15 protein-coding genes are annotated in these 13,008 nt (G+C 49.1%); 12 read left to right on the forward strand and 3 right to left on the reverse strand.

The genetic code is table 11. The features are described 5' to 3' along the window. The first annotated feature begins 241 nt into the window (after positions 1–241). The 11 genes from fecI (at position 242) to MYB54_RS16590 (ending at position 10,266) form a co-directional block, all read left to right on the forward strand. Positions 242–763 (forward strand): ferric citrate uptake sigma factor FecI, encoded by a 522-nt coding sequence (gene fecI / locus MYB54_RS16540; RefSeq protein WP_043901961.1) that lies wholly within the window; start codon positions 242–244, stop codon positions 761–763. Further along, complete coding sequence (fecR, locus tag MYB54_RS16545) at positions 760–1,716, forward strand: ferric citrate uptake sigma factor regulator FecR (RefSeq protein ID WP_014914471.1); 957 nt, start codon at positions 760–762, stop codon at positions 1,714–1,716. Before fecI ends, fecR begins: the two co-directional genes overlap by 4 nt. A 92-nt stretch (positions 1,717–1,808) precedes the next feature. Next, entirely contained in the window at positions 1,809–4,157 is a 2,349-nt protein-coding gene (fecA, locus tag MYB54_RS16550) for a TonB-dependent Fe(3+) dicitrate receptor FecA (protein ID WP_248721066.1), read from the forward strand. 89 nt (positions 4,158–4,246) lie between these two features. After that, the gene (locus tag MYB54_RS16555; RefSeq protein ID WP_248721067.1) at positions 4,247–5,161 is read left to right on the forward strand and encodes a Fe(3+) dicitrate ABC transporter substrate-binding protein FecB; all 915 of its coding nucleotides are present in this window, start codon (positions 4,247–4,249) and stop codon (positions 5,159–5,161) included. Then, a complete protein-coding gene (gene fecC, locus MYB54_RS16560) occupies positions 5,158–6,153 on the forward strand; it encodes an iron-dicitrate ABC transporter permease FecC (protein WP_248721068.1) in 996 nt (331 codons plus the stop codon). Before MYB54_RS16555 ends, fecC begins: the two co-directional genes overlap by 4 nt. Further along, positions 6,153–7,112 (forward strand): Fe(3+) dicitrate ABC transporter permease subunit FecD, encoded by a 960-nt coding sequence (gene fecD, locus MYB54_RS16565; RefSeq protein ID WP_248721069.1) that lies wholly within the window; start codon positions 6,153–6,155, stop codon positions 7,110–7,112. Before fecC ends, fecD begins: the two co-directional genes overlap by 1 nt. Continuing rightward, complete coding sequence (gene fecE / locus MYB54_RS16570; protein WP_248721070.1) at positions 7,113–7,880, forward strand: Fe(3+) dicitrate ABC transporter ATP-binding protein FecE; 768 nt, start codon at positions 7,113–7,115, stop codon at positions 7,878–7,880. A gap of 196 nt (positions 7,881–8,076) precedes the next feature. Then, positions 8,077–8,706, forward strand: coding sequence for a glutathione S-transferase family protein (locus tag MYB54_RS16575; protein WP_248721071.1), 630 nt, complete (start codon positions 8,077–8,079; stop codon positions 8,704–8,706). Between the two features lie 326 nt (positions 8,707–9,032). Then, positions 9,033–9,512: an Hcp family type VI secretion system effector gene (locus MYB54_RS16580; RefSeq protein ID WP_205604483.1), complete on the forward strand. Its 480-nt coding sequence runs from the start codon at positions 9,033–9,035 to the stop codon at positions 9,510–9,512. A gap of 75 nt (positions 9,513–9,587) precedes the next feature. Next, complete coding sequence (locus tag MYB54_RS16585; RefSeq protein WP_248721072.1) at positions 9,588–9,929, forward strand: hypothetical protein; 342 nt, start codon at positions 9,588–9,590, stop codon at positions 9,927–9,929. Further along, positions 9,922–10,266, forward strand: a complete 345-nt coding sequence (locus MYB54_RS16590; RefSeq protein ID WP_205594317.1) for a hypothetical protein — start codon at positions 9,922–9,924, stop codon at positions 10,264–10,266. The genes MYB54_RS16585 and MYB54_RS16590 overlap by 8 nt, the downstream gene beginning before the upstream one ends. A 14-nt stretch (positions 10,267–10,280) precedes the next feature. Here MYB54_RS16590 and MYB54_RS22110 read toward each other — a convergent pair whose 3' ends face one another. Further along, a complete protein-coding gene (locus MYB54_RS22110) occupies positions 10,281–10,466 on the reverse strand; it encodes a DUF4225 domain-containing protein (protein ID WP_039466968.1) in 186 nt (61 codons plus the stop codon). A 197-nt stretch (positions 10,467–10,663) separates the two neighbouring features. Between MYB54_RS22110 and MYB54_RS16595 the strand changes: the two genes are divergently transcribed. Then, entirely contained in the window at positions 10,664–11,143 is a 480-nt protein-coding gene (locus MYB54_RS16595) for an Hcp family type VI secretion system effector (RefSeq protein ID WP_039552255.1), read from the forward strand. Positions 11,144–11,345: 202 nt separating this feature from the next. On the opposite strand, the gene MYB54_RS16600 is transcribed toward MYB54_RS16595, so the two are convergent. Both MYB54_RS16600 and MYB54_RS16605 read right to left on the reverse strand, forming a co-directional pair. Continuing rightward, the gene (locus tag MYB54_RS16600) at positions 11,346–12,041 is read right to left on the reverse strand and encodes a hypothetical protein (RefSeq protein WP_146207457.1); all 696 of its coding nucleotides are present in this window, start codon (positions 12,039–12,041) and stop codon (positions 11,346–11,348) included. Between the two features lie 331 nt (positions 12,042–12,372). After that, complete coding sequence (locus MYB54_RS16605) at positions 12,373–12,747, reverse strand: hypothetical protein (RefSeq protein WP_248721073.1); 375 nt, start codon at positions 12,745–12,747, stop codon at positions 12,373–12,375. Positions 12,748–13,008 lie beyond the last annotated feature (261 nt).

Here is a 13,008-nt window from a genome sequence, read left to right on the forward strand (position 1 = left end):
AATAATTCTGATTTTAAGACATCGGTAACCGTCGAGTTCCACAGCGCCTCTCAGGCAAAGGCGACATCGCTATTTACTTTTCTATTTGCTTTCCTATTTACCTTAGAAAACAGCCAGTTGCTTTCTATCACTTTTTTCTTATCGCTATCGCGCTGTGATTTAATTGTAATGAGAACCATTATCATATTAACATAGCGCCCTATTATTGACCGTCGATACGTTTTTTCTATTTCTGCCCATGATATCTGACCACGCCACGCCCTCTGCTGAACTGACGCTCGAATCGCTCTATGGTTCGCATCACGGCTGGCTGAAGCACTGGCTAACGGGCAAGCTCCAATCCTCCTTTGACGCCGATGATATTGCTCAGGACACCTTCCTGCGCGTGATGAACGGCGAGTCGCTGACCGCAATCCGCGATCCTAAATCGTTTCTATGTACCGTTGCCAAACGCGTGATGGTCGATCTCTTTCGCCGCAATGCGCTGGAGATAGCCTATCTGGATAGGCTGGCGCAGTTGCCGGAGGCGCTTGCGCCCTCACCAGAGATCCAGCAACAGCAGCTTGAGACGCTCCAGCAGGTGGATCTCATGCTCGACGGCCTGAGCCACAAAGCACGACAGGCGTTTTTGCTTTCCCAGCTTGATGGCATGGCCTACGGCGAGATCGCCACACGGCTGAATGTCTCCATCAGTTCCGTCAAAAAATACGTTGCCAAAGCCACGGAGCATTGCCTGCTGTTCCGTCTGGAGCACGGGCTGTGAGCCTGACGCTAACCGATTCCCAGCGTCAGGCCTTGCGCTCCGCCTCGCATTGGTATGCGGTACTGAGCGACGAACGCGTGAGCCCCCAGCAAACTGAGAAATGGCAGCAGTGGTATGCGCAAAATCGGGATCACCAGTGGGCCTGGTCGCAGGTAGAAAATCTGCGCAGCCAGATGAACGTCGTGCCTGGCAACGTCGCTCACCGCGCCCTTCAGGATACGCAGCTTACTCGCCGCCGAGTGATGAAAAGTCTTTTACTGCTGTTAGGCGTTGGTGGCGGGTGGCAGCTTTGGCGTTCCGACACCGGAACGGGCCTTCGCGCCGATTACACCACGGCGAAAGGGGCAATCCGTCAGCAGCGTCTGGAAGACGGAACGTTGCTTTCGCTGAACACCGACAGCGCCGTCGATGTTCGCTTCGATCCACAGCAGCGGCGTATTCACCTCTGGTACGGCGAAATCGCGATTACCACCGGACAGGATGCCAGCAGCCGCCCTTTCTACGTGCAAACGCGACACGGGCAATTGACCGCACTCGGCACTGAATTTACGGTCCGTCAGGAATCCGACAGCACGCTACTGAGCGTGCAACATCATGCGGTGAAAGTCGTACTGGCCGACGATCCGGCCCAAGAGCGCATCGTGCGTCAGGGCGAAAGCCTGCGCTTCAGCGCGCGGGCTCTGGATGAAATCCAATCCGCAGAGGAAGAAGACAGCAACTGGGCGCAGGGCATTCTCAGTTTCAGCAATAAGCCGCTCGGCGATGTGATAGCGACGCTATCGCGCTATCGTCACGGCGTACTGCGCTGTAGCCCAGAGGTCGCGACGCTGCGGTTAAGCGGCACCTTCCCGCTGAAAAATACCGATACGGTGTTACAGATCATCGAGAAAACACTTCCTGTTAAAATTCAATACATTACTCGTTACTGGGTCAATATCCTTCCCGTAAGCTAAACGATAACGAAAAAAATTATCATTCTTGATTGTCCTTTTTCTCCCTCTCATTCGACTTAGGTGTATAGAACAAAAATGATGATGGAGATGTTATGACGCTCTTACGCGCCTTTCGTAAAGCAACCCCTTTAGCCATGGCGATACAGCTCAGCCTGCTGTCGACAGTCGGTCTTACGACAGGGATGGCCCACGCCGCGACAGTTCCCGCCACCGCACGCTACGATATTGCTGCTGGCGAGTTAGACAAAGCGCTCAACCACTATGCCGCCCGCAGCGGGATTACGCTGTCGGTCGATGCCAGCCTGACGCAGGGTAAACGCAGCAACGGCCTGCACGGCGACTACACCATTGACGGCGGTCTGAAAGCCCTGCTGGCGGGTAGCGGTCTGCAACTGAAGGCGCTCGGCGATAACGCCTGGACGCTGGAACCGATCCCAGCAGCAGCGGAAGAAACGCTGACGGTCGTTGGCGACTGGTTGGGGGAAGCGCGTGAAAATGACGTCTTTGAACACGCCGGCGCACGCGATGTGATCCGTCGTGAGGACTTCGCCAAGACCGGTGCCACCACGATGCGCGATGTCTTAAACCGTATGCCGGGCGTGTATGCGCCGGAAAATAACGGCACGGGCAGCCACGATCTGGCCATGAATTTTGGTATTCGTGGTCTCAGCCCGCGCCTTGCCAGCCGTTCCACCGTACTGATGGACGGCATTCCGGTGCCGTTTGCGCCCTACGGTCAGCCACAGCTTTCCCTCGCGCCCATCTCACTTGGCAATATGGACGCCATTGATGTCGTGCGCGGCGGCGGTGCCGTACGCTACGGGCCACAGAGCGTCGGCGGCGTCGTGAACTTCGTCACCCGGGCGATCCCGAAAGAATTTGGCATGAGCGCTGGCATAGAGGGCCAACACAGCCCGACGTCTTCACAACACAACCCGAAAGAAACGCACAACCTGCTGGTTGGCGGCACGGCGGATAACGGTTTTGGTTCGGCGCTGCTCTATTCCGGCACGCGCGGCAGCGACTGGCGCGAGCACAGCGCGACGCGCATTGACGACGTGATGCTGAAAAGCCGCTACGCGCCAAACGACGTGCACACGTTTAACAGCCTGCTGCAATATTACGATGGCAGCGCCGATATGCCGGGCGGCCTGTCGCGTGCCGATTACAATGCGGACCGCTGGCAGTCAACGCGTCCGTACGATCGCTTCTGGGGGCGTCGTCAGCTCGCCAGTCTGGGCTATCAATACCAGCCGGATCAGCAGCATAAATTCAATATTCAGGGCTTCTACACGCGCACGCTGCGCAGTGGCTATCTGGAACAGAATTCGATCATTACCCTGTCGCCACGCGAATATTGGGTACGTGGCATCGAACCGCGCTACAGCCAAAGTTTTACCCTCGGCTCTTCCGCTCATGAAGTGGGCGTCGGCTACCGCTATGTCATCGAATCCACCCATGAGGTGCGTTACTTCACCAGCACCGCCAGCAAGACGCTGCCAAGCGCCAGCAGCCCTATCGATCGCGAAACCCGTGCGGGTACAGAAGCGCACGCCTGGTACATCGACGACCGCGTTGATATCGGCAACTGGACAATTACGCCCGGAATGCGCTTTGAGCACATCAAATCTCATCAGGACAACACGCTGAAAGGCACGGGCGAAGCGGTCAGTTACAACGCCCCGCTGCCTGCCTTGAACGTGCTCTACCACGTTAACGAGAGTTGGAATCTTTATGCAAACACCGAAGGATCATTCGGCACCGTACAGTACAGCCGAATTGGCAAGGCTGCTCAAAGCGGCAAAGTGGAACCAGAAAAAGCGCGCACCTGGGAAGTCGGTTCCCGCTACGACGACGGCGCGCTGACGGCAGAAATGGGCGTTTTTCTGGTTAACTTCAATAACCAGTATGACTCCAATCAGACCAACAACACCGTCACCACGCGGGGAAAAACCCGCCATTCTGGGCTGGAAACACAGGCTCGTTATCATCTCTCCGAGTTGTCACCCCGCTTAGACGCGGTGTCAGTTTATGCGCGCTATGCCTATGTGAATGCTGAAATTCGCGAAGCGGGCGATACCTACGGCAATCAGGTGCCCTTCTCTTCAAAACATCGGGGAGGATTCGGCGTTGATTATCAGCCGGGCAACTGGACGTTCAACCTGAACAGCGAGTTCCAATCCAGCCAGTTCGCCGATAACGCTAACACCGTTGCCGAAAGCGCCGATGGCAGCGCCGGACGTATCCCCGGCTTTATGCTGTGGGGCGCACGCGCAGCTTACGACTTTGGCCCGCAGTTCTCGGATCTCAATCTGGCCTTTGGTGTGAAAAACCTGTTCGACCACGATTACTACACACGCTCGAACAGCGATGACAACAACAAAGGGATTTATGCCGGTCAGCCCCGCACCTTCTATATGCAGGGCTCGCTGAAATTCTGATCGCCATACGCGCTCGCCGGGCAACTGCCCGGCCTGACTAACGATCATGACTTATTCGATCACGATAATGACCACTATGGGGTTACGCTATGTCTGCTCTAATTCGCGTTGCACTGATTACTACGCTTTGCCTGTTCGGACTGGGCCGCGCCAATGCGGTAACCGTGCAGGATGAACAAGGTTCCTTTACGCTCGACACGCCGCCTCAGCGTATTGTGGTGCTGGAACTGTCTTTTGCCGATGCGCTGGCAGCGATAGATGTCAGCCCGGTCGGCATCGCCGATGACAACGATCCAGACCGGATCCTGACAGAAGTCCGCGAACACCTTAAACCCTGGCATTCCGTAGGCACGCGCGCACAGCCGAGCCTGGAAGCCATCAGCGCATTGAAGCCGGATTTGATTATCGCCGACAGCAGCCGTCATAGCGGCATTTACACGGCACTGAAAGCGATTGCACCAGTGCTGCTGCTGAAGTCGCGCAACGAAACCTATGAAGAGAACCTGCACTCAGCGGAGATCATCGGCAAGGTGTTGGGGAAAGACAGCGTGATGCAGGCTCGTCTGACCCAGCATCGCGAGACGATGAAAGCCTACGCCACCCAGCTTCCCCAAGGCACAAATGTGGTCTTCGGCACCTCACGCGAACAGCAGTTTAACCTGTACTCCAGCGATGCCTACACCGGCAGCGTGCTGGCCGCACTTGGCCTGAACGTCCCGAAACCCATTAACAATGCGCCGATGGCTTCCATCAATCTGGAACAGCTGCTGGCGATTAACCCACAGTGGCTGATCGTGACGCACTATCGCGAAGAAAGTATTGTGAAACGTTGGCAGCAAGATACGCTCTGGAACCTGCTGGAAGCGCAGCAAAAGCAGCAGATTGCCGCCGTTGACAGCAATGCCTGGGCGCGGATGCGCGGTATTTTTGCCGCGGAACGCATCGGCAGCGATACGGTGAAAATTTTTAAGCATCAGCCCGTTAGCGTCAGCAGCGAGCAATGAGGCAAAGTTTTCACCCATTCTGGCGTTGGGGATTGCCAATAGCGGCACTGCTGGGCGTGTTCTGGCTTAGCCTGTTCTGTTATTCCGCGATCCCCATTCCCGCCTTGAGTGCCCTCAAGGCACTGGTAACGGGATCGCCTTCTTCGCTCCCCGAGGCACTGGTGCTCAACCTGCGCCTGCCACGCAGTCTGGTTGCCGTCCTGATCGGCGCCAGTCTGGCATTGTCCGGTGCCCTGCTTCAGACGTTGACCCATAATCCTCTGGCTTCTCCTTCTCTGCTCGGCATCAACAGCGGCGCGGCGCTGGCAATGGCGCTGACCAGCGCATTCAGCTCTTCACTCTCCGGTTACCCTATCGCCTTTGTTGCCGCCTGCGGCGGCGGCCTGTGCTGGCTGATGGTGATGGCCGCAGGCGGCGGCTGGCGACAAACGCTCGATCGCAATCGGCTGATTCTGGCGGGCGTCGCGCTTTCTGCGCTGTGCATGGCCTTAACGCGGATTACGCTCCTGCTGGCGGAAGATCACGCCTATGGCATTTTTTACTGGCTGGCGGGTGGCGTATCGCACGCGCGCTGGGTGGAATTCTGGCAACTCTTCCCGTTCGTCATCACCGTCACTCCTGCTGTCCTGCTGCTGTCTAACCAGCTTAATCTGCTGAACATCGGTGACGTGAGCGCCCACACGCTGGGCGTCAACTTAGGTCGTCTGCGCCTGATCCTCAATCTGGCCGTGCTGATTCTGGTGGGGGCCTGCGTGAGCGTCGCCGGTCCGGTGGCGTTTATCGGTCTGTTAATTCCGCATCTGGCGCGTTTCTGGATCGGTTATGACCAAAGAAAGCTGCTCCCCATGAGCATGCTAATGGGTGCGGCGTTTATGTTACTGGCCGATCTGCTTGCCCGTGCGCTCGCCTGGCCGGGCGAACTGCCTGCTGGCGCGGTACTGGCACTGATCGGCGCTCCCTGTTTCGTGTGGCTGGCAAGGAGGCGAGGATAATGCGCCCCATGATTGTGTTCATCTCGATTACGCTGCTGCTACTCGCCACCAGCATTCTGTCGCTGCGCATGGGCGCGATTCCGCTGCCGTGGTCGGCGCTGATGAGTGGCTGGCATAGCGCCAGTGAACATCATTATGTACTGACGCAATACCGTTTGCCCCGCGTGCTGCTCGCGCTGTTCGTCGGCGCGGCACTGGCTATTTCCGGCGTGCTGGTGCAAGGGATTGTGCGTAACCCGCTGGCATCACCGGATATTCTCGGCGTGAACCACGCGGCGAGTCTGGCGACCGTCGGCGCACTGATGCTGGTGCCTGCGCTGCCCGTGATCTGGCTACCGCTGTTCGCGTTTATCGGGGGCATTGCCGGGCTGCTGCTCCTACGGATCATCGCGGGAACATCATCCCCGATGCGGCTGGCACTCATCGGCGTCGCGCTGTCTGCCACCTGGGCAAGCGTCACCGACTACCTGATTCTCTCCCGTCCGCAGGATATCAACAACGCGCTGCTGTGGCTGACGGGTAGCCTGTGGGGACGTGACTGGTCATTCGTGATGGTCGCGCTACCTGTCCTCTGCGTATTGATTCCGCTCAGCCTACGTTTTTGCCGCGATCTGGATTTGCTCGCGCTGGGCGACGACCGCGCCAGCACGCTGGGCGTGAATATCGGACGCATTCAGTTTTGGGGATTGGCACTCGCCGTCGCGCTCGCCGCAACCAGCGTGGCCGTGTGCGGGCCTATCGGCTTTATTAGCCTCGTGGTGCCGCATCTGATCCGCTATCTGGTGGGAGGGCGGCACCGCTGGCTCCTCCCAACTTCTGCCGTTGCCGGTGCGTTGGTACTGCTGCTGGCCGATCTGCTGGCGCGCACGCTGAACCCGCCAATGGAATTACCCGCAGGGGTGCTCACTGCCATTATCGGCGCGCCCTGGTTTTTTTGGCTTCTCGTGAGAATGCGCTAAATGGAACTGACAACACAAAACCTGACAGCGGGCTATGGCAACAAGCGTATTCTTGACGGATTGTCGCTGTCGCTACCCGCCGGAAAAATTACTGCCCTGCTCGGCCCCAACGGCTGCGGCAAGTCAACGCTGCTGAAGTGCTTTGCCAAGCTGCTTACCCCGGAATCCGGCGCTATTCAGCTCAACGGCAAGCCGCTCTCTGCGTTCTCTGCCCGCCAGCTCTCACGCCATCTGGCGCTGTTACCGCAGCAGCATTTGACGCCAGAGGGGATCACCGTGCGTGACATGGTGGCCTACGGGCGCAGCCCTTGGCTATCACTGTGGGGACGGTTATCGCCGGACGATCGCCAGCGCGTGCAGCTCGCAATGGAGAAGACGCACATCGTCGACCTCGCCGACAAACGGTTAACCGATTTGTCCGGTGGACAGCGTCAGCGGGCGTTTCTGGCGATGCTGCTGGCGCAGGATACGCCCGTCGTCCTGCTCGATGAACCGACAACCTACCTCGATATCAATCATCAGGTCGAGTTAATGAAACTGCTGCGTGAACTCAATCAGGCTGGCAAAACGGTCGTGACCGTCCTGCATGATCTGAATCAGGCCAGCCGCTACTGCGATCATCTGGTGATGCTGGCAGGTGGACGCGTGATGGCGCAGGGCTCACCGCACGAGGTAATGAAACCGGCATTACTACAGCAGGTGTTCAGCATTGATGCGGAGATCCACGCCGAACCCGTATCAGGACAGCCAATGTGTGTGGTGCGGTGATAGCGGGTCCTATTTTTTATCCAGCATTCGTGGGCATAACCACCTCATAAAAATATTTATGCCCCTTCAAAAATAGCCTTGTTAGCCGCGAGCCAGCAGAACCGCTACTCTGCCTGTGTGACATGGGATCAATACGCGTAATGGAAACAACATCATAGCGATCAGCTCAAACCATCAGGATTTAAGGAAGCGTGATATGGGATTAAAATTGCATCATCTTAATGATTCGCGGTCTGTTCGTATCCTCTGGCTGCTTGAAGAAGCAGGGATACCTTATGAGCTTGTCAGATATCAGCGGGATGAAAAAACGCATTTAGCACCGGCCTCCTTGAGAGCGATCCATCCTTTAGGTAAATCGCCGTTGATTGAAGAAGATGGCAAGATCATCGCAGAATCCGGCGCTATCGTTGAATACTTGATCAATCGCCACGCAAAACACCTGGCCCCGGATGCAAGCACGACCGAATACATTGACTACCTTCAATGGATACACTTTGCGGAAAGCTCCGCCATGCTCCCGGTTTTATTGAAGATCTTTGGCGAGTTTGAAAAGAATACCGGCACCACGCTGAATTTCCTCGAAGATTACGCTGACAACGAATTCGAGAAAGTCTTTTCATTCTTAGACGATGCGTTATCTTCACGGGAATTTATCGTGGGCGATCAGCTGAGCGGCGCAGATATTATGCTGGGCTTTGTTATTAACACCGTCGTGGAGAGACTCGTTCCAGGTGAGCGCTTCCCGAATATTCATCGCTACTCACAGCGCCTGAAAAATCTGCCGAGCTGGCAAAAAACTCAGGCCATTGAATCACGCGCAGAATAAGGGATCAGCGCGAGGCATCACGCCATTGGGAATACTTGCATACCGCCTCGCGCGCCCAGACTATTGTGGAAAACTAGCCCCCACTTATCTTTTCACACTGATAAATCAGCCCAATATAAAGAGTTGTATAGTCCCTCCTGCCCTCCTCTGATTAGTTAATTTAAAAATAATTAGCATGTTAATCACTTCAGAAATCAATCATGGTAAGTGATATACACCATACGATAACCGCTATTGACTCATTGATTAAAAAATGCAGAAATTACCTACCCATAAGGAAAAAGGATTTATGGGGCAGGATTATGGATAACATTAGGGAATAAATAATGGCGAATTTGATCTATCTAAAACTCACTGGCATCAAACAAGGTCTTATCTCTGCGGGCTGTTCAAGTACAGACTCCATCGGAAATAAATATCAGGCTTCCCATGAAGATGAAATTTTTGTTTATGAGTTAATGAATAGAATAACTCGGCAGGATAATGTTTCCCTCAATCCTGTAGAAATCAGAAAACCGATAGATAAGGCGACGCCTCTTCTGGCACAGGCATTAGATGATAACGAAAAACTAACCTGTGAATTCCTGTTCTACAGGACCTCTCAAGCGGGTGGCAACGAACTTTATTTTAAAATGGTGCTAAGAGACGCCATTATCAATGACATTCAGTTTTTCTATCCTAACTCATTAACACATAATGAAACCCAGCCACAGGAAAGCATTTCGTTCAAGTTTGCATCAATCGAATGGGAGCATGTGGTAGCAAGAACCAGTTCTTTCCTCTTATGGACTGATTCAGCTTACTAATACATAACCGTGGGCGATAGTGTTAACATATTGCTACGCCCTATAAAGTATAATAAAAGTTAGGAGAAAAAAACCATGAATGACCAAGAGATAGAGAAAGAACTCTTAGAGAATGGTTTCACACAGAATGATATTAACTTCATGAGAAAAATAATCTCTCGCGGTGAGGATAGTGAAGAAACGCTACAGAGACTGATTCATACATTACGAACACGATTTTATAACGGGTGTTTTTTGTTTATTGTTATAATTTCTGCATTTACCATTAATTTTACTTTTAATACACCGACTGATTTAATTGAATTTTTTGTTTATTTTTTTGTCATGATGCTTTCTCTTTTTTTAGTTTATCACATAGGGCCAATGAAATTGGCATATAAGTCATATAGATTAATAAAGGGGAATGAACATGAATGACCAAGAGACAGAAAAGGAACTCTTAGAGAATGGTTTCACACAAAACGACATTACTAAAATGAAAAAATTAATTTCTCGTGGAGGTAATAGTGAGGAAACCTTATCGATGTTAACACACTCACTGAAAAAGGCATTTTTCAATGGGTTTTTCATATTAGCAATTCTTATCTCTTCATTTATCATCAATGCCCTATTTAACATATCCAATGATGGAGTGGAAATATTGGTTCATTTTATATTTACGATATTTTTCACTTTAACTATATATTACCTTATCCCAATGAACTTAGCATACAAATCATACTCCTATCTAAAGAAAAAAGGAAAAATGGGCTAATCCAGCCCATTATCTTAAAGAGAGTCATCTTTATATATATCAGACATTATTCGTATCTTATTTCCAGCCCCGATCATCTTCAACATCAGCGATGCTCTGCTCATCGTATTTATTTTTCTATAATAATCACTGGGAATATATCTAAAAAGCCGCCAAGCATCAGGTTTTAGTGTTAATTTTACGATGCTTATGGACCACATTCCCGGTTCGCCTTGTATAAAAAATCAACATCCACACAAATAATAATCACGATAATTATATTATAAATAACCATTTGAATCATACACATTATACGATAACGGCTATTGACTCATTTGCTAAAAAATGCAGAAATTATCCCTCCCATAGGAAAAAGGATTTATGGGACAGGATTATGGATAACATTAAGGAATAAATAATGGCAAATTTGATCTATCTAAAACTCACTGGCATCAAACAAGGTCTTATCTCTGCGGGCTGTTCAAGTGCAGACTCCATCGGCAATAAATATCAGGCTTCCCATGAAGATGAAATTTTCGTCTATGAATTAATGAATCAGATAACGAGGCAAGATAACGTTTCTTTGTATCCCGTTGAAATAAGAAAGCCAATAGATAAAGCCACCCCACTTCTGGCTCAGGCATTAAGCGATAACGAAAAACTAACCTGTGAATTTCTGTTTTACAGAACGTCCCAATCCGGTGGCAACGAGCTCTACTTTAAAATGGTGCTGAGAGATGCAGTTATTGCAGGTATACAATTTCATTATCCGAATTCATTAACACATAATGAGGTTCAACCTCATGAAAGCATTTCTTTTAAATTTGCATCAATCGAATGGGAGCATGTAGTAGCAAGAACCAGTTCTTACATTTTATGGGAAACAGTAAAATACTAACATCTGACAGTGAAATATTCTAAACATTGCTAATACCATTTAGAATATTTCACATATAAAAAAACAACAATAAACACCCATATAACGGTAAGATAGAATCCGCAGTTTGGAAAAAAACTAACAAAAAAAACACCACCTAAAACAATAGCGATAACAGGTACAAAATAAAAAAAAGACTGACCTAACCATTCAACAATCCATTTCATTTTTTTAAAACCTGGTTTAGCAAATAAATGACATCATCTTCATTATAATAACCGGAGTTAGTCATGTATATTATTTTTGACATTTCAGGTTCAATTAAAAAATACAACGACTCGATTTTTTCATTATATAACTCCCAATAATACTCTGGCTCTATATTTTTTAATCTTCTTGCTGCCATCGCTGCTTTTTGCATTTTTCCATAAAAACTTCCCACCTGTACAACAGCCAGACTACCTTTATTAATAATTTTGGTATGTGAATCATTAAAATCTCTCGATGTTCTGACTATTTTAGCAATTACATAAGCAAGGGATAATTTGCTAAATTTAATGGAGGCGTGTTCAGCTATTTTTTTTGCAACCTCCTGTAAAATACTATTTTGTTTTTCCTCGCTTATTCTTATTAGCTTTTTTTTGAAAAAAATCTCAACCATATCAAGAACAACATCATCTCTTAGATACACCTGCTTAACAGCAATAAGCATTCTGTAATCTTCTTTCCTTAACTGCCGACAAACATCTTTATAATCATCGAAAAGACAAGAACCATACCAACTTACTCTTTCTACTCCAGAATATAAGGTATCCGCAGTTTCCCTAAGATCCTGCTTAATTTCCACAAGTGCATTCTCAACTTTCAACGCAATAATTCGGTCTGCTTGCATTTTTTGTTTCAGATAAGCAATAGTCATCCCGTACCTCATAAAATTTGACTTTAAAATCCTTTTACTTAAAATGATACCTTATGTTGAGGAAAATAAGAAGGATGGATAAAGTGAAAAAAACAATTTTATTTTTAATAATTAGCGTGATATATATAATCTTTTTATTTGAGCTAGTATTTAAATACTTACCTGAAAAGGTTTACTTATTTATTGCAAAGCTAACCAACCCATTTAACATAATGAATTCGTCTTTAGATTCATTAATTACCTTCCTTGTATTAATAGCACTACTTTTATCATGGCTGACAACTAAATTAATAGTAAAAAAAACTCATACCTAGGTAAAACCATTCACTATCTATAATGAAAACTTAAATGCAATTAATTTTACAACCGTAATCATGCGTATACTATAATAATTACTCTCAACTTTTAAAACGCAAAAAATAATTATAGAAAAAAGAATAAAAAACACTGTTAAACTTGCAACTACATTTCCATTTTTATAAAAATCATAAACAGAAAAAAATAGGCTCATGAAGAAAGGAAGATACATTGCTTCCCAGCATAAACGTGCAACTATAAAAATATAGTCTGCAAAGGACTCGGCTTTCTTTGTTAGGGTATTAAATTTAAAATCATCGCTTTTGACATACACATAGTTATTTTTCAGACGAAGTAGCTCTCTGACAGTCAATCCTGATTTTAAGATTAGTGCTCTTTTATCCATCATCCATTCCCTTGGTTATCTGTTTTGCTAATCAGCTAACTTTCAGCCCTTCGGCTCAATCCGTTACTTTCTCAATTCCTGACGAGCCAGTTGTTTGAACCCATTGTCGAGGCTAACATCTTCTTTTGCTACTGCAATCTTACCCTATGGTTGACTGCGGTATTAGGCAGAAATGTCACCCATTATAAGCTCAATAACATTGATTGTTCCCCGATCTGACTTAATCCTTCCCTCATTGACCTTATACCTTTTCCAGGCAAACTT

It is taken from the genome of Pectobacterium nicotianae (assembly GCF_023272715.1).
GTDB classification, from domain to species: domain Bacteria; phylum Pseudomonadota; class Gammaproteobacteria; order Enterobacterales; family Enterobacteriaceae; genus Pectobacterium; species Pectobacterium brasiliense.